Origin of the sequence: Flavobacterium piscisymbiosum (genome assembly GCF_020905295.1) — a bacterium.
In the GTDB taxonomy this organism is placed as follows: Bacteria; Bacteroidota; Bacteroidia; order Flavobacteriales; family Flavobacteriaceae; genus Flavobacterium; species Flavobacterium piscisymbiosum.
The window spans coordinates 2,781,187-2,804,035 of sequence record NZ_JAJJMM010000001.1 but is presented as its reverse complement, the minus strand read 5'-3'; the positions used below and the strand labels follow the sequence as shown (position 1 = coordinate 2,804,035).

General features: G+C 34.1%; 22 protein-coding genes, 1 tRNA gene and 1 pseudogene. 21 read left to right on the top strand and 3 right to left on the bottom strand.

Going from position 1 to position 22,849, the window contains the following annotated elements; translation table 11 throughout:
* Positions 1-338 precede the first annotated feature (338 nt).
* From LNP81_RS12210 to LNP81_RS12115, 20 genes and pseudogenes are all read left to right on the top strand, one after another.
* Positions 339-1,910, top strand: a complete 1,572-nt coding sequence (locus LNP81_RS12210) for a glycoside hydrolase family 10-like protein (RefSeq protein WP_230036159.1) — start codon at positions 339-341, stop codon at positions 1,908-1,910.
* Complete coding sequence (locus tag LNP81_RS12205; RefSeq protein ID WP_230036157.1) at positions 1,897-3,213, top strand: MFS transporter; 1,317 nt, start codon at positions 1,897-1,899, stop codon at positions 3,211-3,213. Before LNP81_RS12210 ends, LNP81_RS12205 begins: the two co-directional genes overlap by 14 nt.
* Before the next feature lie 21 nt (positions 3,214-3,234).
* Entirely contained in the window at positions 3,235-3,576 is a 342-nt protein-coding gene (locus LNP81_RS12200) for a hypothetical protein (protein ID WP_078008433.1), read from the top strand.
* A gap of 168 nt (positions 3,577-3,744) precedes the next feature.
* A complete protein-coding gene (locus tag LNP81_RS12195; RefSeq protein WP_230036155.1) occupies positions 3,745-4,194 on the top strand; it encodes a GNAT family N-acetyltransferase in 450 nt (149 codons plus the stop codon).
* A gap of 2 nt (positions 4,195-4,196) precedes the next feature.
* Complete coding sequence (locus tag LNP81_RS12190) at positions 4,197-5,810, top strand: glycoside hydrolase family 3 protein (protein ID WP_230036153.1); 1,614 nt, start codon at positions 4,197-4,199, stop codon at positions 5,808-5,810.
* A gap of 136 nt (positions 5,811-5,946) precedes the next feature.
* Entirely contained in the window at positions 5,947-6,585 is a 639-nt protein-coding gene (locus LNP81_RS12185; RefSeq protein ID WP_230036151.1) for a peroxiredoxin, read from the top strand.
* Positions 6,586-6,831: 246 nt separating this feature from the next.
* Positions 6,832-7,140 carry a thioredoxin family protein gene (locus LNP81_RS12180; protein WP_230036149.1) on the top strand — a complete coding sequence of 103 codons (309 nt, stop codon included), beginning with the start codon at positions 6,832-6,834 and terminating at the stop codon, positions 7,138-7,140.
* Positions 7,141-7,249: 109 nt separating this feature from the next.
* Positions 7,250-7,507 (top strand): DUF6952 family protein, encoded by a 258-nt coding sequence (locus tag LNP81_RS12175; protein ID WP_017495510.1) that lies wholly within the window; start codon positions 7,250-7,252, stop codon positions 7,505-7,507.
* A 712-nt stretch (positions 7,508-8,219) separates the two neighbouring features.
* Positions 8,220-9,194, top strand: coding sequence for an IS110 family RNA-guided transposase (locus tag LNP81_RS12170; RefSeq protein ID WP_230033283.1), 975 nt, complete (start codon positions 8,220-8,222; stop codon positions 9,192-9,194).
* 215 nt (positions 9,195-9,409) lie between these two features.
* Positions 9,410-9,907: a thiol peroxidase gene (tpx, locus tag LNP81_RS12165; protein ID WP_230036147.1), complete on the top strand. Its 498-nt coding sequence runs from the start codon at positions 9,410-9,412 to the stop codon at positions 9,905-9,907.
* A gap of 9 nt (positions 9,908-9,916) precedes the next feature.
* Positions 9,917-10,291 carry a diacylglycerol kinase gene (locus LNP81_RS12160; RefSeq protein WP_230036145.1) on the top strand — a complete coding sequence of 125 codons (375 nt, stop codon included), beginning with the start codon at positions 9,917-9,919 and terminating at the stop codon, positions 10,289-10,291.
* An 18-nt stretch (positions 10,292-10,309) separates the two neighbouring features.
* Positions 10,310-12,757, top strand: a complete 2,448-nt coding sequence (locus LNP81_RS12155) for a DNA translocase FtsK (RefSeq protein ID WP_230036142.1) — start codon at positions 10,310-10,312, stop codon at positions 12,755-12,757.
* Between the two features lie 52 nt (positions 12,758-12,809).
* The gene (gene lolA1 / locus LNP81_RS12150) at positions 12,810-13,457 is read left to right on the top strand and encodes an outer membrane lipoprotein periplasmic chaperone LolA1 (protein WP_487318664.1); all 648 of its coding nucleotides are present in this window, start codon (positions 12,810-12,812) and stop codon (positions 13,455-13,457) included.
* A 9-nt stretch (positions 13,458-13,466) separates the two neighbouring features.
* Positions 13,467-14,894: pseudogene (locus LNP81_RS12145) on the top strand (LptF/LptG family permease); the annotation flags it as partial.
* 575 nt (positions 14,895-15,469) lie between these two features.
* Positions 15,470-16,603, top strand: coding sequence for a 3,4-dihydroxy-2-butanone-4-phosphate synthase (gene ribB / locus LNP81_RS12140; protein WP_230036138.1), 1,134 nt, complete (start codon positions 15,470-15,472; stop codon positions 16,601-16,603).
* Position 16,604: 1 nt separating this feature from the next.
* Positions 16,605-17,003, top strand: coding sequence for an acyl-CoA thioesterase (locus LNP81_RS12135; protein ID WP_173970686.1), 399 nt, complete (start codon positions 16,605-16,607; stop codon positions 17,001-17,003).
* Positions 17,004-17,143: 140 nt separating this feature from the next.
* A tRNA-Ser gene (locus LNP81_RS12130) sits at positions 17,144-17,231 on the top strand.
* A gap of 260 nt (positions 17,232-17,491) precedes the next feature.
* Positions 17,492-18,715 (top strand): site-specific integrase, encoded by a 1,224-nt coding sequence (locus tag LNP81_RS12125; protein ID WP_230036136.1) that lies wholly within the window; start codon positions 17,492-17,494, stop codon positions 18,713-18,715.
* 575 nt (positions 18,716-19,290) lie between these two features.
* The gene (locus tag LNP81_RS12120; protein ID WP_230036134.1) at positions 19,291-19,872 is read left to right on the top strand and encodes a type IV toxin-antitoxin system AbiEi family antitoxin domain-containing protein; all 582 of its coding nucleotides are present in this window, start codon (positions 19,291-19,293) and stop codon (positions 19,870-19,872) included.
* Positions 19,869-20,723, top strand: coding sequence for a nucleotidyl transferase AbiEii/AbiGii toxin family protein (locus LNP81_RS12115; protein WP_230036132.1), 855 nt, complete (start codon positions 19,869-19,871; stop codon positions 20,721-20,723). Before LNP81_RS12120 ends, LNP81_RS12115 begins: the two co-directional genes overlap by 4 nt.
* 139 nt (positions 20,724-20,862) lie before the next feature.
* Here LNP81_RS12115 and LNP81_RS12110 read toward each other — a convergent pair whose 3' ends face one another.
* Positions 20,863-21,078, bottom strand: a complete 216-nt coding sequence (locus LNP81_RS12110; RefSeq protein WP_230036129.1) for a DUF1016 N-terminal domain-containing protein — start codon at positions 21,076-21,078, stop codon at positions 20,863-20,865.
* Positions 21,079-21,093: 15 nt separating this feature from the next.
* On the opposite strand from LNP81_RS12110, the gene LNP81_RS12105 reads away from it, so the two are divergent.
* Positions 21,094-21,255 carry a hypothetical protein gene (locus LNP81_RS12105; protein WP_230036127.1) on the top strand — a complete coding sequence of 54 codons (162 nt, stop codon included), beginning with the start codon at positions 21,094-21,096 and terminating at the stop codon, positions 21,253-21,255.
* A gap of 362 nt (positions 21,256-21,617) precedes the next feature.
* On the opposite strand, the gene LNP81_RS12100 is transcribed toward LNP81_RS12105, so the two are convergent.
* Together LNP81_RS12100 and LNP81_RS12095 are read right to left on the bottom strand one after the other, a co-directional pair.
* Positions 21,618-22,541 carry a HipA domain-containing protein gene (locus LNP81_RS12100; RefSeq protein WP_230036125.1) on the bottom strand — a complete coding sequence of 308 codons (924 nt, stop codon included), beginning with the start codon at positions 22,539-22,541 and terminating at the stop codon, positions 21,618-21,620.
* The gene (locus LNP81_RS12095) at positions 22,534-22,848 is read right to left on the bottom strand and encodes a HipA N-terminal domain-containing protein (RefSeq protein ID WP_230036123.1); all 315 of its coding nucleotides are present in this window, start codon (positions 22,846-22,848) and stop codon (positions 22,534-22,536) included. The genes LNP81_RS12100 and LNP81_RS12095 overlap by 8 nt, the downstream gene beginning before the upstream one ends.
* Position 22,849: the final 1 nt, after the last annotated feature.

Below are 22,849 nucleotides of genomic sequence, written 5' to 3'. Positions count from 1 at the left end.
ATAAAAATATAAACATGTATTTTACTGTAATTAAATTGAAAATTTAAATCCTGAATTTCGGTTGACAAACCTAAAATTGCGCTTTCAAGAAGATTTCGGCATTAGATTTGCTTGCCCTTTATTTTGTTTATTGTTTAAAATACTGAAACCCAAACAGGAAATTTGCGGTTAAATTTCTTTTTCAAAATCAATCTTTGTTTTTCGATAAAATTATAAATCATAAAAAACACAAGCTATTATATGAAAACCAAATAAATACCGTTCAAATTATAATTTATTAATTATTTATTATAGTCCGCTAAAAAAACTATTTTTGGTTTCTGTTAAAAAAGATTGAAATGCATAAAAATCAGCAAGTACTTTTCTCTATTATATTTTTATTTTTCGTTGGATTAATTTCTAATGCACAGGAAAAAATAATTTACCCTAAAAACGAATTTAGAGGTGTCTGGATTGCAACCGTTGTCAATATCGACTGGCCGAAAACAGCCATTGACGGTGTCGAAAAAGAAAAAGCTGATTATCTTGAGATTTTAGAAGCTTACAAAAAGCTCAATTATAATGCGGTAATCGTTCAGATTAGAAGTGTTGGAGATTCTTTCTACCCATCAGAATTTGCGCCCTGGTCACGTTTTTTAACTGGTAAAGAAGGTGTGGCTCCCAATCCTTATTACGATACATTGGCGTGGATGATTGAGGAAGCGCATAAAAGAGGTTTTGAGTTTCACGCCTGGCTGAATCCGTACCGTGCTACTTTCGATTTAAACAAAAATCTTTTAAGCCCAAATCACGACATTTTTAAACATCCGGAATGGATGATAGAATATGCCGGAAAATATTATTACGACCCTGCATTGCCTGAAGTTCAGCAACATTTGACAAAAGTTGTAAAAGAAGTCGTTGACAAATACGATATTGACGCGATTCATTTTGATGATTATTTTTATCCTTATACAGTTCCCGGAAAAACTTTTAACGATACGGCATCGTATAGAAAATATGGTGCGGGTTTAACTCTATCAGACTGGCGTCGTGCGAATGTGAGCAGCTTTGTACACACAATTTCCACTACGATAAAAGCCAGTAAACCATGGGTACAATTCGGAATCAGTCCGTTTGGGGTTTGGCGTAATAAATCGATGGATCCAAAAGGTTCTGAGACACAATCGACCTCTAATTATGATGATTTATATGCAGATCCTGTTTTATGGATGGACCAAAAATGGATCGATTATATCTTGCCGCAATTGTACTGGAGTATGAATAACCCAAGGGCTTCTTACTCGAAATTGGTAAAATGGTGGTCTGAAAACTCTAATAATACTGCTCTTTATATTGGTCATGCTTCGTATAAAATTAGAGGCGATAGTGACAAAAGCTGGAACTTTGTAAGCGAAATTCCAACCCAGATTGATTTTGCAAGAAGTTTCAAAAAAGTAGGCGGAAGTGCGTATTTCAGTTCTAAATGGTTCATGAACAAAAATGCTGATGTTGTACGGGTTTTAGAAGAAAATCAATATAAATATCCTGCGCTTCCTGCTCCGGTTCCTAATTTAAAACATATTGTAATTGATATTCCGGTGGTGAATGAATATCAAAAAGACAGCGTACATTATGCGTTTAATATTAAAGCGCCGCTGAATACAAAGGTGCGTTATATGGTAGTTTATGGAGGAGAAAGTACCTCGAAAATAGACATTAACGATCCGAGCAAAATAATTGAAAAAATCACGGTTTATGAAAATGAAGGCACCATCCAGTTTTCGATCCCGGCTGAAAAAATGAATCAATATAAAGCTTGCGCTGTAACATTTATTGATTATTTTGCGAACGAAAGTACCCCGACTACGATCGACTTAAAAAAGACATTTAAACTTTATTCACCTGCTCAGCCTAATGAAAACAGATAATAAACCCTGGTTTTGGATTCCGCTTCTTAATTTCGCATCTGGTTTACCTTATGCCGTAATCATCTCAGTTTCTGTCATTATGTACAAAAATCTGGGAATTTCAAATGAAGATATTGGAGTTTATACCAGTTTATTATACTTACCATGGGTTATAAAACCACTCTGGAGTCCGTTTATAGAATTACACGGAACTAAGAGAAAATGGTTTTTATCGATGCAATTATTGATTTCGATCGCCTTTTTACTGGTCGGATTTACGATTCCCGCAAGTGGCTTTTTTATTATGACTCTGGCCATTTTTTGGGTTGCTGCTTTTGCTTCGGCTTCTAACGATATTGCGAGCGATGGTTTTTATTTGTTGGTTTTACCAAAAGAACAACAATCGTTTTTCCTCGGAATCAGAAGTACTTTTTACCGACTTTCACTGTTAGCCGGAAACGGATTGATTGTTTTGTTTGCAGGATATCTGGAACATAAATATGGTGATAATACCAAGGCATGGTCGTATACCATGATTGCCGTTGGTTTATTAATGACTTTTATTACTATTTATAATTTCTTTTTTACACCAAAAAATGAAATCAATGCTGATGTAAACCACAAAATCGTTCCGCATCAAAACTTTGCCACCATCTTTGTAAGTTTCTTTAAGAAAAAACAAATCGGATTGGTTTTGGCTTTTATTCTGGTTTTCCGTTTAGGCGAATCACAATTGCTTAAAATGTTAAGTCCATTTTTATTGGACAAAAAAGAAATAGGCGGAATGGGATTAGACACTGAAGCTGTTGGAATTATCTACGGAACTTTAGGGATTTTCGCTTTAACAGTTGGAGGAATTTTGGGAGGTATTGCCATCTCTAAACAAGGACTTACCAAATGGATGTTTCCTATGTTTTTGGCCATGCATTTACCAATTCTTGGTTTTATTGGATTAGCTCATTTTCAGCCGGAAGAAATTTTCCACCTGCATATAAACCTTTATTTTTTCGAAATAAACTCCCCGCTTAATCTTTATACCTGCATCACTGTTATATTGGAACAATTTGGATACGGTTTTGGTTTTACAGGCTTTATGATGTTTTTAATTCATGTTGCCGAAGGAGAATCAAAAACAGCTCATTACGCATTGGCAACCGGATTCATGGCTTTAGGAATGATGTTGCCGGGAATGTTAAGTGGTTATATACAGCAATTTTTAGGCTATCAAAACTTTTTTATATGGGTTTTGCTGGCAACAATTCCGGGATTGATTCTTTCCCGATTTTTAGAGTTCCCAAAAGATTTCGGTAAAAAAACAGCATAACAGCTATACAATATAACGCCCATGGAAATCAATGAAAACATCCAGGTTGAACGAAACCTGAAAGCAATTGAATTGGAGAAAGCAGGAGAAATTGAGAAAGCAATTGCGTTATACGAAGAAAATATTAGCGAAGGTTTTAAAGGAAATCATCCTTATGACCGACTGGCAACTCTCTACAAAAACCAAATCGATCTCGACAATGAGATACGGGTTTTAGAAAAAGCCATTATTGTTTATGAAGAAATCACTCTCGAAGACCGTTTAGAAGGTTTGCCGAAACTTTTCCGTTTTAAAAACCGACTCGAGAAAGCTATTGAAACCAAAAAGCAATTAGCCAAACAAAAGAAAGCAAAACTGAAATAAGTAAATGCCTCAAAATAATATTCATAATTATTTAAAGGATCTTTTTTTAAATTAAAACTTATTTTTTTACCATTAAGACATTAAGGTCATAAAGCTTGGATTAAATTACTTAATGGTTTTAATGGCAAAAAAAAAAGAAAACTTCTATTAAAATATTTTTATTGAATCATGATTACCTTAAAAAGAACAAACTCTGACGATATCGATTTTAAAAATCTAGTGGTGTTATTAGATCAGGATTTAGCGATTAGAGACGGAGAAGATCACGCCTTTTACAATCAGTTTAATAAAACTGACGCGATAAAACATGTTATCGTTTTTTATGAAAATGATATTGCAGTGGGTTGTGGCGCTTTTAGGGAGAAAAAAGAAGATACAGTCGAAATCAAACGAATGTACGTGCATCCTGAGCATCGCAAAAAAGGAATTGCTTCTGCAGTTTTAGCAGCATTAGAAATTTGGGCGAAAGAAGTCGGTTATGATTATACCATTCTCGAAACCGGAAAAAACCAGCCCGAAGCCATCAACTTATATCAAAAACTAAATTATACCATAATTCCAAATTATCCGCCTTACGAAAAGATGGATAACAGTGTCTGTATGAAAAAGACTTTATAATAATGAAAATGACAGCTCAAGCACTAAGACAAAAAGTGGGACAATTCTTTTTTCCCGCAGTTTTTATAAACGATACCGAAGAAAACATTCAGGAAACTGAACGATTAATCGCAGCACACAACATTGGCGGACTAACATTTTTTCACAGCCGTGCGAGTGCTGCAACAAATTACGAAAGCAAGAAAAAAATCGTTTTTAATGATGATAGTTATCAAAAAATAAAGGATCTGATTGTTCGTTATCAAAAAGCAGCACCTACTCCACTTTTAATCAGTATTGATGCCGAATGGGGTTTGGCCATGCGCATCGAAAAGACACCTCAATATCCGTACGCCATTACACTTGGCGCTTTACCTGAAAGTAAATCGAGTTTGGTTTACGAAGTGGGTAAACAAATTGGTTTAGACCTGAAAGCTGCGGGAATTCATTATAATTTATCGCCTTTGGCAGACATTAATAATAACCCGAACAATCCCGTTATTGGTTATCGTTCTTTTGGTGAAAACAAAGAAAAAGTCGCTGATTTTTCGATTGAATATCTTAATGGAATGTCGCAAGTTGGTGTTCTGGGCTGCCTGAAACACTTTCCCGGACACGGAAACACCAATGTCGATTCGCATTTGGGATTACCGGTTTTAAACGAAACCCTTGAAGAATTATTAGAAAACGAATTATATCCTTTCATTAAAGGAATCGAAAATAATGTAGACTCGATTATGATAGGCCATCTTGCCGTTCCGAGTTTGAATGACGGAAAAAATACATCGGCTACTTTATCAAAACCTATTATCGAAACGCTTCTGCGCGAGCAATTGGGTTATGACGGTTTGGTGATTTCTGATGCCTTAAACATGCACAGCGTTTCTAAACTATATGAAACCAAAGGAGAACTGGAATGGGAAGCCTTCAACGCCGGAAACGACGTTTTATGTTTCGCCGAAAATGTTCCCGAAGGAATTGAAGCGATCCTTAAAAATGCATCACCGGAACGTATCGAAGAAAGCTTTAACAGAATCATGAAAGCCAAAGAAAAAGTTGGAATTTTATCGGATAATAACTTTACTTCAGGAGAATTAGATTTCGAAAAAACATCAGCTTTAAATTTTGAAGTTGCGCAACATTCGATTACAAAAATAATCGATAACACAAATATTGAATTGGCTTTTGAAGCACAAAAAAACAGTCAATTAGCAAAACTGAGTTTATATAAAGGTATAGAGAATACTTTCTTTCAAACCTTAAATACAAAATTAGAATCTCCGGAATTTGCTTTCGAAAACTTAGAAGTTTCAGATATTAAATCAATTGCATCGAGTTTAGAAAATTTCGAAACTATTATTATTTCATTATTTGTTCCAAAAGCAAAACCTATGAACAATTTCGAAATCGACGACGAAGTTTTAGAATTGCTTTCGAACTTATTGCAAACTAAAAAATGCATCGTTTACGTTTTCGGAAATCCTTATGTTTTGCCTATTATTCCTTATTTAACAAAGGCTTCAGGATTAATTCAGGTGTATCAGGATTTTAATGAGTTCCAAAAAAATGCAGGAATTCAATTTCTTGAAAATTTAACATGCAACGGAAAATTACCTGTAAATATTGACTTACAATAAGTTACACAACAAAAACAATACATAATAGTCAAATACTATCAATATATAAATATTTATAATCACTTCTTATTGTAAGAACATGTAGTTATGCCCTACTTTTGCATCAGAAATAAATTTTTAACGTAAAACGAAAAATATGTCTTTAGTAGGAAAGAAATTCCCAAGTATTGCAGTAGATGCTATCTCAGAAATGGGTGACAATTTAAAAATCAACATCTTTGAAGAAGCAGTAAACAACAACAAAAAAGTATTATTGTTCTGGTACCCAAAAGATTTTACTTTTGTATGCCCAACTGAATTACACGCCTTTCAAGCTGCATTACCAGAATTTGAAAAAAGAAATACAATCGTAATTGGAGCTTCATGCGACACAAACGAAGTACACTTTGCTTGGTTAAACACTCCAAAAAACAACGGTGGAATCGAAGGTGTAACTTACCCAATTTTGGCAGATACAAACCGTAACTTATCTAACATTTTAGGAATTTTAGATATCGATTCTACAGAATACAGCGAAGAAACTGATTCAGTAATCATCGAAGGTTCAAACGTAACTTACAGAGCTACTTACATTATTGACGAAACTGGAAAAATCTTCCACGAAAGTGTAAACGATATGCCATTAGGTCGTAACGTAAACGAATACTTACGTATGGTTGATGCTTATACTCATATCCAGGAAAAAGGAGAAGTTTGTCCTGCAAACTGGGAAGCTGGAAAAGAAGCAATGAGCGCAGACAGAATCAGTACTGCTGAATACTTAAGCGCAAACTAAGAAATAGAATACCACATTTTTTAAAATTCCAAATCCCAAATCCCAATTTGAGGATTTGGAGTTTTTCTCTCACAAGAATCCAATCACATTTCAAACATTATTTTTTTAAGTTTCAATCATACGATTTGGAATTTGAAATTTATAAACTTGGAATTTCATTAAAAAAATAACCCTCAAATTTAAAAATTTTAGCTCCGATTTTGGAATTTGGAATTTTAAAAAATTTGGAATTTAAATTTAAAAGATATGTTAATCGACTTAAACGAAGATACGTTAGCAGATTTAGTTGCTAAAAACGAAAAAGTAGTAGTACAATATTCAGCTTCATGGTGTGGAAATTGCCGTATTATGAAACCAAAATTCAAAAAATTAGCAACAGAAAATGAAGCTATCACTTTTGTTTTGGTTGATGCAGAAAATTCTCCGGAATCAAGAAAATTAGCCAATGTAAGCAACTTGCCAACATTCGCTACTTTCGTAAACGGAAAATTAGTTGGAGAAACTCAAACCAACAAACAAGAAATTTTAATCGACTTGGTAAACGCAATTGCTTAAATTTAGATTAGTTAGACTGGTTTAGATTTTTAGACTTCTTAGATGTTGTCTTAAATTTTAAAAAAGTCTAAGGAGTCTAAGAATGTCTAAAAATCTAAGAAATCTAAACATGAAATTACCCGTAATAAAGCAATTGACCCAATTTATCGAAGAAAACGATCAGGATTATATCATTGAAACGATTGAAGTTCTGGAAGCAATGACTGAAATTCCGTCTTTAAAAGATGAAGAATTGGATGTAATTGGCGAACTAATATCTAATATGTATGGCGCACTCGAAGTACACAAAATGGTAGTTCAGGGCACCGATAAAAAAGAAGCTTTAAATGCGTTTATGAAACGTGTTTTAGGTTCTATCGATAAATAAATCGACCTCTTTTTCAGAGAAAAAACAAAAAAACATGACGTAAGAAACGCTTTCATTCCAAGAGAGCGTTTTTTTTTGTTTGTAGTTTTCGGGTGCAGTTTGCAGTTTTCAGTCCCAGTTTTCAGTCCCAGTTTTCAGTTTACCTCTACTTTGTCGCTCAGCCTGACAAACTGCATCAATCTTAAAATCTAAAATCTAAAATTAAAAATTATTTGGGCGAGCCACCATCCCGGTAAGAGGGCAAATTTACTTTACGCTTATTCGCCCTCTTATCGGGATGCTGTCGGGCTGTACGCGCTACTTCGGTAGCTAGCTTCCATCCCTCTCGCGGAAAAAAGAACAGAGAATTAAGGATGAAAGACTTCAACCATAGTTTTTTCAAAAAAAGCAACCACAAAGTATGTCATCCCGAGGAACGAGGGATCTCCGCAAGAAACTAACACAAAGTATTTCATAAATTGTCGAGCTACTAACGGAGATCCCTCGTTCCTCCTTTAGATTTGCTTTTTGAAATTTAATTAAATTTATGATTGAGAAAGGAAGCAAAAGTAAACTATTCGTTCCTCTGAGTTTGTGACTCATATCTTGATTAAGACTTTCGCTTCCCTTTCATCAAAGACTCAGATAGAAATTTGGGCTAGAGACCCGTTATCAAGGAGTTGAGCTTATGATGAATTTCTCAAATCATTTGTTGAATCGTAAAAGCAAAGTTATGAAAAACATTATTATCGGCATTGATATCAGCAGTAAGACTTTGGATATCTGTATTAAAAATGAGACAGTAAGCTACTTTTCCATTGAAAATAAAGTACCTGTTATTAAACGTTTCTTCAAAAGCTACTCGGAAGAAAAGGTAATTATAGCTATGGAAAATACAGGCAGATATAATTGGAATCTGTTTGAAGTGCTTGAAAAATTTGATTTTAAAGTTTATGTAATATCAGCTTTACATATCAAAAAAAGTATAGGACTTGTTAGAGGTAAAAATGATAAAATTGATGCTCTTCGCATTTGTAATTTCATCGAAAAAAATCATCAGGAAAGCAGAGAATGGAAGCCATGTTCTTGTTCGATTAAAAAGATAAAAATACTATTAACCGAAAGAGCTTCAAGAATAAAGATTAAAAAGCAGCTAATAGTACAGCAGCATGATTACAAACTCATGAAAAGTATTGGCTTAGATAAACACCTAAAAGACTTAAATATTAAGCTTCTTAGAGATATTGACGTCCAAATTAAGATAATAGAAAATGATATTGAAAATATAATCCAAAACCAAGAGAGCCTTAATCAGAAACAGAAATTGATTAAATCTGTTCCTGGAGTAGGTCAGGTTTTATCATGGACATTGTTGTCAAAAACAGAAGGATTTACAACTATAACTGATCCTAGGAAAATGGCATGTTACAGCGGAGTAGTTCCTTTTGATTTTCAATCTGGAACATCATTAAAAAGAAGGCCTGGAGTATCAATGCTTGCTGATAAAAATCTAAAAACTATTCTGCATCTGGCAGCGATGAGTGCGGTCCGATCAGATAATGATTTAAAAACATACTACATTAGAAAAGTTGATGAAGGAAAGAATAAAATGAGCGTTTTAAACGCTGTGAGAAATAAAATAATCCATCGAGTTTTTGCGGTAATAAAAAACCAAATCCCTTATCAAAAAGATTTGGTTTTATCATAGAAATCGGGATGACAAAAATGACCGCCAAAATCCGCTTAATCCGTATTATCTGCGTTCCATATTCACGCAAAGAAAAATAGCATCATTTATAACATAAACGCACAAATTATTCGTTATCTTATAACTAGCTTAATTGTCATGACAACAGCTAACAAATACTTTTAGATTCAAATATTAATCCTTACTTTTGAACCTCATTAATTTAAACAAACATCATGGCTTCAATAACATTAGGAGGAAATCCGATACATACTTCAGGCGAATTACCAACAGTTGGTTCTCAACTAGCTGATTTCAAATTAGTACAAAACGATTTGTCTGTTGCTTCATTAAGTAATTTCGCAGGAAAAAAATTAGTTTTAAACATTTTTCCAAGTGTTGATACAGGAACTTGTGCAACATCTGTTAGAAAATTCAACGAAAGTGCAAGCGGTTTAGAAAACACAACCGTTTTATGCATCTCTAGAGATTTACCATTTGCTCAAAAACGTTTTTGTGGAGCCGAAGGATTAGAAAATGTAGTAAACTTATCTGATTTTCAAGCTGGTGCTTTTGGTAAAGCAAACGGTTTAGAAATTATTGACGGACCTTTAGCAGGTTTACATTCAAGAGCTATTATTGTTGTTGATGAAAACGGAAAAATTACACATACGGAACAAGTTGCTGAAATCGCAAATGAGCCAAATTACGAAGCAGCTTTAGCAGCACTATAATACCTATAAATGGAATTTCAAAAAGATAATACTTTTGTTACTGGCCGTTTAAAAAGCATGACATATGCGTTTAACGGAGCTGTAAAATTGATTAAGACAGAACACAGCATAATGGTTCAATTCTCATTGGGAATTTTAATGACCATTGCAGGATTCTATTTTCATATTTCTCAAACCGAATGGCTTTGTCAAACCTTAGCCATAGGTTTAGTTTTAAGTGTTGAAGGATTGAATACAGCAGTCGAAAAAATTGCTGACTTTATTCATCCTAATTATCATGAACGAATCGGGTTTATTAAAGATATTGCTGCAGGAGCGGTATTTTTTGCCGCAATGACAGCAATTGCAATCGGCTTGATCATTTATATCCCAAAATTTATCTAGGCAACAGGAAACGCAAGAATGGCAAAAACAACAAAAAAAGAAACAGTAGACAAAAAAAACGCACCAAAAACTGAGAATTTAAAATCTTGGAGACCCAACAAACAGCAACGTTTTGTTTTGGGTTGCCTTTTGGTACTATTTTCTATTGCACTATTAGTTGCATTTATCTCTTTTTACGTCAACGGACAATGGCAAACAGATCAAAGCGCCGTAAGTGAGCTTGGTGATCGCTCTGAGGTGGTACAAAACTGGCTCGGAAAATTTGGTGCTTACATGGCCGATTTGATTGTTTACAGAGGTTTTGGACTTGCTTCTTTTGTATTGGTTCGCTTATTTTTCTTAACCGGATTATTTCTGGCATTAGAAATGTCTACCAAAAGACTCAAAAGTATTTGGTTCTGGGATTTATTTGCCATCATTGTTGTTTCGGTTTTATTTGGATTTTTCGCCACATCGGCACCTGAATTAGGCGGAACAATTGGGTATGAGCTGAATTTATTCCTTCAGGATTACATCGGAAAAACAGGTACTTTACTATCCTTGCTTTTTGGATTAATCATTTACCTCATCTTTAAAATTAAATTATCTCCGGAGAAGATCCAGTCTTACTTTGATTCTACTAAAAAAGAATTCAAATCAGAACTTGGTTCCCTAAAACCACAACAGGCAGAAAGCGCTTATAATCTTGAAGAATTTGCAATTGAGGAAGATCCTGAATTAGATAACATTCATTTAAAAACAGAAGATACTCAGTTCGAAATCAACAAAGAAGCCTTAAAACCTACTATAAATCATTCATCAGAAATTGATTTGAATCCGGTTGTAAAACCTCTTCAAATGGATATAAAACCAGCAACAGTTGCGCCTGTGGTTCACACGGAAGAATTTGTTGTTGAAAAACCGGAAGAAGAAGATATTATCGAAGAAAACCTGGCTTCTCGCCTTGTGGCTGATTTTGGATTATTCGATCCAACTTTAGATCTATCAAATTATAAATTTCCAACAATCGATTTATTAAAAGAATATTCGACTGGCGGAATTACGATCAACCAGGAAGAATTAGAAGAAAATAAAAATAAAATTGTAGATACGCTTCGTAACTACAAAATAGAAATTGCCCAGATTAAAGCAACCGTTGGTCCATCGGTAACTTTATACGAAATTGTACCGGAAGCCGGAATCAGAATCTCTAAAATTAAGAGTTTGGAGGATGATATTGCTTTGTCTCTTTCGGCATTAGGAATTCGTATTATTGCGCCAATTCCAGGAAAAGGAACAATTGGTATCGAGGTTCCTAACAAGAACCCAACAATGGTTTCTATGAAAAGCGTTATTGGATCTGCGAAGTTCCAGGAAGCTGAAATGGAATTACCAATTGCTTTAGGAAAAACAATTTCGAACGAAACCTTTGTTGTTGATTTAGCTAAAATGCCTCACTTATTGATGGCGGGTGCTACAGGACAAGGAAAATCTGTTGGATTGAATGCTGTTTTAACTTCACTTTTATACAAAAAACATCCTGCCGAAGTAAAATTCGTTTTGGTGGATCCTAAAAAAGTAGAGCTTACCTTATTTAATAAAATTGAAAGACATTATTTGGCCAAACTTCCGGATACTGAAGACGCAATTATTACCGACAATGCAAAAGTGGTGAATACTTTAAATTCGCTTTGTGTTGAAATGGATAATCGTTATTCATTGTTGAAAGATGCAATGGTTCGTAATATTAAAGAATACAACGAAAAATTCAGAGCCAGAAAATTAAATCCTGAGGCCGGACACAGATTCTTACCTTATATTATATTAGTTGTCGATGAGTTCGCCGATTTGATTATGACTGCCGGTAAAGAAGTCGAAATTCCGATTGCGCGTTTGGCTCAGTTAGCACGTGCTATTGGTATTCACTTGATTATTGCCACACAAAGACCGTCTGTAAACGTTATTACAGGTTTGATTAAAGCGAATTTCCCTGCGAGAATTGCTTTTAGGGTAACATCAAAAATTGACTCGAGAACGATTCTTGACACACAAGGAGCCGATCAGTTAATTGGTCGTGGAGATTTATTATATACCAACGGAAATGATGTGGTTCGTGTACAATGTGCCTTTATCGATACTCCTGAGGTAGAAAAAATTACGGATTTTATTGGTTCGCAAAAAGCTTATGCTACAGCTTATTTGCTTCCGGAGTTTGTTGGAGAAGAAACTGGCATTAATCTTGATATGGATATTTCCGAAAGAGATACCCTATTTAGAGAAGCTGCTGAGATTATTGTCAATGCGCAACAAGGTTCAGCTTCATTATTGCAAAGAAAATTAAAATTAGGTTACAACAGAGCCGGTCGTTTGATCGATCAGCTGGAAGCAGCAGGAATTGTTGGACCGTTTGAAGGCAGTAAAGCAAGAAGTGTGAACATATCTGACTTAAGTGCTCTTGATCAATTTTTTAATAATGAACAAAATTAATCCAATCATGAAAACAAAAATTCAGGAAATCCAAAACAATTCTATTACTAAGATGACTAAAAAGTGCTTTCAAATGGCAGTTATATTGCTTTTGAGCTTCACTTCTATTCAGGCTCAGGATAAAAAGGCCAAAGATTTATTGAACGAAGTAACTGCCAAAATAAAGAGTTACGACAATATTGTTATTGATTTTAAATATTCTTTGAATAACGCCAAAGAAAACATCAACCAGGACAGCAAAGGAAACGTAACCATGAAAAGCAATCAATATGTATTGAACTTTATGGGTGTGACTAAAATATTTGACGGACAAAAAACATACACAATTGTTCCTGAAGACGAAGAAGTTACAGTTTCTAAAGTAAACGAAAAAGACGATGCTGCCATTACACCTTCAAAAATGCTTACGTTTTTTAATTCCGGATACAAATACAATATGGATATTGTGCAAAATGTAAAAGGAAGAAAAATTCAATACATTAAATTAGCGCCTACAAGTGCAAAAGATCAAAGAAAAGAAATCCTTTTAGGTATTGATGTTCAGACAAAACACATCTATAATTTAATTGAAACTGGTAAAAATGGAACAAAAACCACTTTAACCGTTAATTCTTTTAAAACCAATCAGCCTTTATCAAAAAATCAATTTACATTTGTAGCGAGCAAATATCCAAAATACTACATCAACAAATTAGATTAAATTACAAGGTTGAAAATTTTAGACAAATACTTACTAAAAACATTCCTGATTACATTTACTACGGTATTTGTAATCCTTTTTTTTATATTCATTCTTCAAACCGTCTGGCTCTTTATATCTGAACTGGCAGGTAAAGATCTGGATTTGATTTTGGTTGTAAAATTCCTGTTGTTCTCGATGCCGCGAATCATTCCGCTGGTTTTACCTTTATCGGTTTTACTGGCTTCGATTATGACTTTTGGAAATTTAGCTGAGAACTACGAGTTTGCCGCTATGAAATCTTCCGGGATATCACTTCAGAGAGCAATGCGAGGCTTAATTGTCTTTATTTTTGTTTTAAGTATTGTTGCGTTTTGGTTTGCCAACAATGTGATTCCATTTGCGGAATATAAATTTATGAATTTCCGAAAAAACATCGCTCAGGCCAAACCCGCAATGGCTATTGCCGAAGGTCAGTTTAGCGATGTTGGCTTTTATAATATAAAAGTGAACAAAAAATCAGGTGAAAACGGAAATATTTTAACCGGTGTTACTATTCATGAAAAACCTAATAACGTTGGTGAAAACAAAACTGTTATTAAGGCAAAAGACGGTAAATTAATAAGTAACGAAAAGTCCAGCATCTTGAAACTGGTTTTGAATGACGGATATTACTATCAAGATGTTACGCCTACAAAATATGAAGATCGTGCTAAGCTACCTTTTGTAAAAGCAGCTTTTAAAAAGCAGGTTATCAATATTGACTTATCTGAACTAAATAAAGTCGACGAAGACAAAGAAAGCGTTGGTAGCACAAACGCAATGCTAAATGTAAACGAATTACGTTATACGTTAGATTCTTTGAATAAAAATCTGGACAATGAAATTCTTTCTTTTTCAGAGAATATCAACCAGCGCGTTGGTATTAGAAAATCTCCAATTTCAAGTTCAGTTCAGGCTAACAAGAAGAAAAAACCATTACCTAATAATGTTTTATCTTTATATACCAACAAACAAAAGTCGGATATTCTGAAAATGGCCAGCAGTAATGTTACCAGCAACATCTACTCTATTGAAACCACTCAAAAAGACCTTAAAGACAAACAACGCGATATCAATAAACACTTAACGGCTTTATACGAAAAGTTCGTAATTGCTTTTGCGTGCTTTTTAATGTTTTTTATTGGGGCTCCGTTAGGTGCTATTATCCGAAAAGGGGGACTTGGTTTACCAATTGTATTCGCCGTTTTGATTTTTATTACTTTCCACTTTATCAATACTTTTGGAAAAAGACTCTCGCAAGAAGGTGGAATGTCTCCGTTTATGGGGTCATGGATGTCTTCTTTTGTATTATCGCCATTGGCCATATTATTAACGTATCGGGCCACAAACGACAACGGATTAATCAACTTTGATGCGATTACTACGCCAATACACAATTTAATTAGCAAATTTACAAACACTGAATTTCATTTTAAGGAAGAAATAGTTTCACTTGATTTAGTTAAACTAAATAATGAAGATGAGGAATATCAAAAATATTTACAGTTACCAGATAATGTCTTAAAAGGAATTATAAAAAACACTGAACAATTTGGATATTCATCTCAGCAAAGATTAAAAGTTTTAAAAGTTTTAGAAAACAGAGGAATCACTCAAGATGATCTGTTAAAATCTAATGATTTATATAATGTAGATTATTTTAAACTTAAACATTATTTTGAGTTATATCGCCAGCAAAGTAATTTGGTTTTGTTTTTATATGTGCTAGGATTCATCCTGTCTTCATTGTTCTCAACACATTTCTTATTTATAATTGCACAAATACTTAATCTAATTTTGTTTTATCTATTTATTTATAAAACAACCAAAACTTTATCTGAAATCACAAAACTTACTGATAATTCAAATTTTGCGAATCCTTATTTTACATTGTTCTTAGGATTTCCTTTTTATATCTTTTTTTATTTATTTAATAAAACACACATGAAAGAGGCGCTTGCCGAATTCAATAAATAACAAACAATTACCCAATGTCAACAACAAAAATACAACTGAATACCATTGAAGAAGCTATAGAAGATATTCGTCAAGGTAAAGTAATCATTGTAGTCGATGATGAAGATCGTGAAAACGAAGGTGATTTTTTGGCTGCAGCCGAAAAAGTAACACCAGAAATGATCAATTTTATGGCTACTCACGGACGTGGATTAATCTGTGCTCCATTAACTGAAAGCCGTTGTAAGGAATTGGATTTAAGACCAATGGTTACCAATAATACAGATCATATGGAAACTGCTTTTACGGTTTCGGTAGATTTAAAAGGACATGGAGTAACAACAGGAATTTCTGCTGCTGACAGATCTAAAACAGTATTAGCATTAACAGATGCAAATGTAAAACCTCACGAATTAGCAAGACCTGGACACATTTTTCCTTTGGTAGCAAAACAAGGTGGTGTATTAAGAAGAACTGGTCATACAGAAGCGGCTATTGATTTTGCAAGATTGGCCGGATTTAAATCTGCTGGTGTGATTTGCGAAATTCTAAATGAAGACGGAACAATGTCGCGCTTGCCTGAATTGGTAAAAGTGGCTAAGAAATTTGATTTAAAATTAGTTTCGATTGAGGATTTAGTTGCCTACAGAATGCAACACGATAGCCTTATCGTTAAAAAAGAAGATTTTGATATCGAAACCCGTTTTGGAACTTTTAGACTAAGAGCTTACGAACAAACGACAAATAAACAAATTCATATTGCCTTAACAAAAGGAACCTGGAATCTTGGAGAACCTATCTTAACCAGAATTCACTCTTCGCAGGTAAATAATGATTTATTAGGAACTTTAACAAACAATGCTGAGCAACAATTAGACGGCATGTTTAAAGTTATTAACGAAAACGGAAAAGGAGCTGTAATCTTTATTAATCAGGATATGCAGGCAGTAAACTTATTAAGCCGTATCTCTGAACTTAAGGCTTTACAGGCAGAAGGAACGATGAAAGCACCAAAAGTAGTCATTGACAGCAAAGATTACGGGATTGGAGCTCAAATTCTGCATGATATTGATATTTCTAAAATTAGACTGGTATCAAACACAGAGCAAACAAAACGAGTAGGAATGATTGGATATGGTCTTGAGATCACAGAATACGTAAGCTACTAATATGGGAACATTAGAAGAAAGAATTAAGAAATCTGAGACACACATATTCAAAGCGGTTTTCCCGAGTACTACGAACCATTATGACACATTATTTGGAGGAACTGCACTTCATCTTATGGACGAAGTGGCTTTTATTTGTGCCACGCGTTTTAGCCGCAAAAAAGTAGTAACGATATCAACTGGCCAAATTGACTTTAAAAAAGCAATTCCGGCAGGAACTTTAATCGAATTAGTGGCAAAAGTGGATAGCGTTGGAAGAACAAGCTGCAAAATTCATGTTGATATTTTTATGGAACAAATGTATTCAGAACTTCGCGAAACGGTTGTTTCAGGAACTTTTTCATTTGTTGCCGTGGATGAAAACAAAAAACCAACACCAATTTTAGACGACTTAGACTAATTTTTTCGAAAATCTCTTTTACAGAAATACTGATAATTAGACACTTAAAAATTAAGTAAAAAAAAGCACTAAAAAAGTTTTTATAATCAGAAAAGCGCACTATATTTGCACTCGCAATCAGCAAATGATCGCAACATACTGGAGAAATGGCAGAGCGGTCGAATGCGGCAGTCTTGAAAACTGTTGACTGTAACAGGTCCGGGGGTTCGAATCCCTCTTTCTCCGCCAGTAGAAGTTTCAGAAGAAACTTTAAAAGTCAAAAGCCTTTAAACACTAGTGTTTAAAGGCTTTTTCGTTTTTGCAGACTTTTCAAAAAGCACATGTTTTATCAAAAAATGGTGGCACAATTAGTGACCCACTTTTTTTGAGATCTTTTTTCTCAAAATTGGACCACTAAAGCAAAAGAATTCCCTGGGAATTCCCTGCTATCAATGGGCTCTCTTAAAATTTTTAATTCAATTTGATTATTAATTTTAAAACTAGATAACATGTTAAAAACAATTTTTCTGCTAAAATCTGGCAGAGTTAATCGGGACGGAGAAAGCTCCATTATTCTAAGACTTTCTTATAAAAACAAAATAATTACAATCGCCTCGGGAAAATTCATCTCGAAAGAAAGATGGATTCAGACAAATCACTTGAAAAATACATTGAAGGCGGAAAAAGAGAAGGTAATTAAAAGCTCTCTTGATCTTACGCAGCTTAATGCCGAAAAAAAGTTTACTGAACTCTTCAGGATTGACCCTGAAGTTGACTTGGAATTATTAAAAGCTGAACTCACAGGAAAAGTAAAAATAGACCAGCCTGAAGGCCCAACCATAATTGAGATTATGGACACTTACAACTTATTTTTTACTAAAAGAGTTAACTCAGGAGAGCGCGCACCGGCTTCACTGCAGAAGTACAAAAGAGCGAAGGATTTACTTTTGGATTTCATCACCAGTACCTACAAAAAGGAAGATATGCCCGCATCTGAAATCTCAAGCTCCTTTGTCTTTAAACTGGAGCAGTTCCTTAAATACGAGAGCAGTTTCAAAGAGCAGACAGGCATCAAAAACAATTCGGTGGTAAAATATATGAAAATGTATAAAACTGCATGCAATTACGCCATTAAGATGGATTTGATCATAAAAAATCCATTCAATATTTATGACGGCAGATTAAGCGTAAAAGATGCCGTTTTCCTAACCCAGCTGGAACTGAATACAATTGAGAATAAAATATTCTCAACTCCGCGTCTGGAAAAGGTTAAAGATATATTTCTTTTTAGCTGCTATACTGGCTACGCCCCTGTCGATGCCTTGGAGCTGACCGAGAGAAACTTATCTGAAGATTCAACTGGAAATTTATGGATTATGACCAGCAGAGCAAAAACTGCTATTAGAGCTAATGTTCCGGTACTCCCTACCGTTGAGAATATCATTTCTAAATACAAAAACCAGCAGAAAGGTCTTATCCCGAAAATTTCCAATCAGAAAATGAATGCTTATCTTAAGGAAATAGCTGATGTATGCGGCATAAATAAACACCTTACTTGGTATGTTGCCAGACACACTTTTGCCACCACTGTAACTTTAGGAAACGGAGTAAGACTGGAAAATGTATCTGCGATGATGGGTCATACCAATACCAAGCAGACACAGCATTATGCAAAGGTTTTAGATGTAAACATAATGGAAGACATGGAAAAACTCAAATCTAAATTTAAGTGATATTCTTTCAAAAAGAATTTTCTACTTTAAAACCTCTTTCCACTCATAGATAGTTTCAATTATCTGATCCATTAATTTTCAATTTTTATGACTAAATTGTGGGAGACTACAGCAAAAAGAAAATTTAAATAAAATACAACATCAAACTCTAGATTCGAATGACATACATTCCCTTTTAACCAATATCGCATATTGCGATATGCAATATAAAACAATAACGATGTGTTTTTCATACAAATATAACTCAATATTGCATATCTCAATATGCATCAAAAGCTAATTGACGCGACATTAAAAGCTAATGTTAAAAAAACTGATCTGGGTCATTTTTATGACCCAGATCACAATCGAGTGTGTCCCTTTTTTCTATTTTAGATTGAGGCTGATTATTTACTGCTAAAAATTTCACAGATAATCGGAAAATTTCCGATTATCTGTGAATAATAAAGCAAAATTAAATGTGTGAATATTTGTTAATAATCGGAATTTTTCCGATTTTAGCATCAAATTAAACAACAATGGACTTAAAATATTCAATTCAAAAGTTAAATAAAGCGCCTCTCAACAGGCATATCATGCTAGATATACTAAAAGAATACAAAAGGCCAAATGATAAAATCAGCGAGCTGATAAAAAATGGCGACATAATTTCTTTGAAAAAAGGACTATATGTAAACGCTACAAAAAATGGAGTTTCAGGAACGGAACCATTTCTGATTGCAAACCACTTATGGGGGCCCAGTTACGTATCATTGGAATCAGCTTTGTCCTACTGGGGACTGATTCCGGAACGTGTATATGAAACAAGCTCGATGACAATAAAGCTTTCAAAAAAATATAAAACTCCCGCAGGCCGATACACATATCGCACAACACCTTGGCCGTATTACAGTTTTGGTATAAAAAGCATTGAACTTTCTGACGGCCAGACTGCACTTATCGCATCGCCGGAGAAAGCATTGTGTGACAAAATCATCACAACTTCGCGCCTAGTTCTTCGCGGAACTGCACAGACATTAAATTTCTTGACTGATGATCTTCGCATTGAACCCGAAAGTCTACGGAAGCTTAATCTCAAAGTCATACGCTCCTGGACTAAAGATGCACCAAAAAAACAAAGTTTACTAATGCTTATTAAAACACTAGAGAGATTATGATAAAGGAATGGATTGCCGAGTATGGTCCTAAAAATACGGATGATGTATTATCTGCTTTGCGTGAGATCATGCAAGAAATTGCTCTGGCAGGATTGTCAAGAACTGATTTTTTCGAAAAAGCCGCCTTTTATGGAGGGACAGCTCTTCGGATATTTTATGAACTGGACCGTTTTTCAGAGGATCTAGATTTTTCTCTTCTAAAAGAAGATCCGGATTTTTCTCTAGAACCTTATTTCGAATCTATCGTAGATGAATTTAAGGCAGTCGGAATGCAAGTTAGCATCCGCGAAAAAGACAAGGCCATCAAAACCAATATTGATTCAGCATTTCTTAAATCCACAACCGAATGGAAAGAACTTGTACTGGAAGATATTATCAAACAGGAAGGAATAAAAACAACAAATAGAACTGTAAAAATTAAAATTGAAGTAGACCGTCGTCCACCTCTGGGATTCGAAACAGAAAATAAACTTCTGACCCGCCCTTTTTCTTTTTATGTGAAATGCTTTGACAAGCCGAGTTTATTTGCGGGCAAAATGCATGCACTATTATTCAGAAAATGGGGAATAAGAGTAAAAGGCCGCGACTGGTACGATTTTGAGTGGTACGTAAAAAGAGGCATTCCTCTTGACCTGCACCATTTTACTCTGCGTGCCAAAGATACAAAGGACTGGAATAAGGACGAACTGACAAAACAAGATGTCATTGAACTGTTGCAAGAAAAATTTAAAACAGTTTCTATTGACAATGTAAAAGAAGATGTTATTCCGTTCATTAAAGACGACAGTGTTCTTAAAATCTGGGGAGAGCAGTACTTTAACGATCTTTTGGACAAACTGAAATTTAAATAGAAAGGAAAACTTTACTAACTAACCAAACCCTTACAATATGGAACCTATAACAACCACAGCATTAATGTTACTCGGAAAACATCTAGCCGAAAAAGGATCTGTAAGTTTGCTATTTCTGTACATTCAAAAGTTTTCTTTTCTATTTGTTTTCGCCCCCCCCCTTTACACTCATTAATTGACTGTTAACCTGATTTGCATAAAAAATCATGGCATCATGATTTTTTATGGGTAATAATTCAATAAAATATAACCATCTTAATTTTTGAGAGAATGCTATCACCATTTGCTTATCTGAAAATTGTTCTACAAAACGAAGCATTCGTCTTAATTTTTTTTTCAGTAAAACATCTGCCATATTTAGTTTCTAATTGTGCCGACACTGTCGGGACAATTTGTTTTCCATATTCAGCACCATCACGTCAACGTTGCTGATTTTGAGATTGGAAATACAAAACTAATAACCAATCAATTAGGCTATATTAAATACAATGAAAATACAGGATTTAATGATAAAGCTATTATTTCGATATAAACTGATTTTTTTTATACAATAATCACTATACTTTATTCATTAATGAATTAATTTCAATACAATAAACCTATACTTGCACAATAAACCTATATGGTTTACTATTAATTTTATTAGTTTATTATGGAAAAATTAAAAGACTATATCCAACAAATACTTGGCGTACAACTCGAAATAAAAAGAGTTGCAAAATGAACAATTGAATAAATTGCCTTACTGTTTACTAATTTTAACACAACCGAATATACTAATTAAAGCACGTTTGATTTTACTCTTTTTTTTGCAAACCAACGACTAAGCTGATATGAAAAATTGGACTAAAAATTGAATCAATAAAAAAATACAAAATTCAAAAATGTCAATAACTAAAACCTCGCCAATCGTTCTTTCATCAATTTAAAATACTTTTCTTTCATTGGCTCAGACAAAAAAGAAATCTCAATTAATTCATTCCATTTCGTTGTCTTCTCAAACATTGTTTTTAAAACGATATCGATAATTTTATCATTTAACCCTAATCTTTCTTTTCCAAAATAATCAACAAGATCACTAGCTTTAAAATTACTTTTTTTGCCTTTTAATTTAAGTGCCATTTCTTCCTGTGGATTTTTAATGGCAATTGATGAATTAAGAAAATCATACGCAGGTGTCAGGGTTGTTTTTCCTGATTTTGTTATCAAGGAAAAATTTTTGAGATGCATGTCTTCGTTACCAGTGATAAAACAAAATAATATCCTTTTGAAAAACTCTGCTTTTTCAATTGAAGGAAATGTACAGAAGTCCTCTATCACTTTTACAATTTTCTCCATCGTAAAATTGTATTTGGTATCTCTGGAACTCCCTGTCAACTGTGCAAAATCTTCAGTGGCATATTTTTTGCCTTTACCATACCGGTCAAACCTTTTTATGAAATAAGATTTCGAATTATCTTTAGAATATATCAGTCCGTGAAGCGGCACTTCAATTCCATAAACCTTAGCCATTCGCATAGTAAGATCCTCATTTTCGGGTAATTCCGGAAATATATCGCTCTGCGGTTTTATAATAAAATTACCGTACTGATCTACAATTTCAAATTGCTGGTTTTTAATCGATAATACGGCGCTTAATTTAGGCTGAACGCCCTGAATTGATAACTTAGCTGCTCTATTTGCTGCTTCCTGACGTAGCTCCGATGCAGAAAAAGGAAGCGTTTCTAATGAGAGTAACTTAGAAGATAATAATTTCAAGCCTTCTACGCTGTAAAGATCTTCTCCGCAAGGTTTATAACTAATCGGGCATCTATTCATTATTTTCAGCTTTAACCGTTACTGCCCCTACCAGATCATTTCCTACAGCCATAAGCTGTGAAAAATAATCTTTCTTATCTATTTTATTTATTTTTAAAAGGCCTTCGAGCATTATACCTTCCGGTAACAGCCCTTCAAAAAAAGGCGGAAAATCTAGAAATGAATATTTTTTATGGGCAGTAGGCATAGTTAAGGACACTGGCTCTGAAGAATAATCATCATCATAGATAAATAAATACCTTCCGTTTTCTTCTTCCATAAGCTCACCAGCCCTGGTACCGTGAACATAAACTACTGCTTTTCTCATC

What these genes read in the sequence shown, in the direction of transcription:
- ribB (WP_230036138.1), top strand. Translation starts at nt 15,470, where the DNA reads ATGTCAACAACAAAAATACAACTGAATACCATTGAAGAAGCTATAGAA.
- LNP81_RS12110 (WP_230036129.1), bottom strand. Translation starts at nt 21,078, where the DNA reads ATGGCAGATGTTTTACTGAAAAAAAAATTAAGACGAATGCTTCGTTTT.
- LNP81_RS12135 (WP_173970686.1), top strand. Translation starts at nt 16,605, where the DNA reads ATGGGAACATTAGAAGAAAGAATTAAGAAATCTGAGACACACATATTC.
- LNP81_RS12200 (WP_078008433.1), top strand. Translation starts at nt 3,235, where the DNA reads ATGGAAATCAATGAAAACATCCAGGTTGAACGAAACCTGAAAGCAATT.
- LNP81_RS12170 (WP_230033283.1), top strand. Translation starts at nt 8,220, where the DNA reads ATGAAAAACATTATTATCGGCATTGATATCAGCAGTAAGACTTTGGAT.
- LNP81_RS12185 (WP_230036151.1), top strand. Translation starts at nt 5,947, where the DNA reads ATGTCTTTAGTAGGAAAGAAATTCCCAAGTATTGCAGTAGATGCTATC.
- LNP81_RS12120 (WP_230036134.1), top strand. Translation starts at nt 19,291, where the DNA reads ATGCTAGATATACTAAAAGAATACAAAAGGCCAAATGATAAAATCAGC.
- LNP81_RS12195 (WP_230036155.1), top strand. Translation starts at nt 3,745, where the DNA reads ATGATTACCTTAAAAAGAACAAACTCTGACGATATCGATTTTAAAAAT.
- LNP81_RS12155 (WP_230036142.1), top strand. Translation starts at nt 10,310, where the DNA reads ATGGCAAAAACAACAAAAAAAGAAACAGTAGACAAAAAAAACGCACCA.
- LNP81_RS12190 (WP_230036153.1), top strand. Translation starts at nt 4,197, where the DNA reads ATGAAAATGACAGCTCAAGCACTAAGACAAAAAGTGGGACAATTCTTT.
- LNP81_RS12180 (WP_230036149.1), top strand. Translation starts at nt 6,832, where the DNA reads ATGTTAATCGACTTAAACGAAGATACGTTAGCAGATTTAGTTGCTAAA.
- lolA1 (WP_487318664.1), top strand. Translation starts at nt 12,810, where the DNA reads ATGACTAAAAAGTGCTTTCAAATGGCAGTTATATTGCTTTTGAGCTTC.
- LNP81_RS12100 (WP_230036125.1), bottom strand. Translation starts at nt 22,541, where the DNA reads ATGAATAGATGCCCGATTAGTTATAAACCTTGCGGAGAAGATCTTTAC.
- tpx (WP_230036147.1), top strand. Translation starts at nt 9,410, where the DNA reads ATGGCTTCAATAACATTAGGAGGAAATCCGATACATACTTCAGGCGAA.
- LNP81_RS12095 (WP_230036123.1), bottom strand. Translation starts at nt 22,848, where the DNA reads ATGAGAAAAGCAGTAGTTTATGTTCACGGTACCAGGGCTGGTGAGCTT.
- LNP81_RS12125 (WP_230036136.1), top strand. Translation starts at nt 17,492, where the DNA reads ATGTTAAAAACAATTTTTCTGCTAAAATCTGGCAGAGTTAATCGGGAC.
- LNP81_RS12160 (WP_230036145.1), top strand. Translation starts at nt 9,917, where the DNA reads ATGGAATTTCAAAAAGATAATACTTTTGTTACTGGCCGTTTAAAAAGC.
- LNP81_RS12205 (WP_230036157.1), top strand. Translation starts at nt 1,897, where the DNA reads ATGAAAACAGATAATAAACCCTGGTTTTGGATTCCGCTTCTTAATTTC.
- LNP81_RS12210 (WP_230036159.1), top strand. Translation starts at nt 339, where the DNA reads ATGCATAAAAATCAGCAAGTACTTTTCTCTATTATATTTTTATTTTTC.
- LNP81_RS12115 (WP_230036132.1), top strand. Translation starts at nt 19,869, where the DNA reads ATGATAAAGGAATGGATTGCCGAGTATGGTCCTAAAAATACGGATGAT.
- LNP81_RS12175 (WP_017495510.1), top strand. Translation starts at nt 7,250, where the DNA reads ATGAAATTACCCGTAATAAAGCAATTGACCCAATTTATCGAAGAAAAC.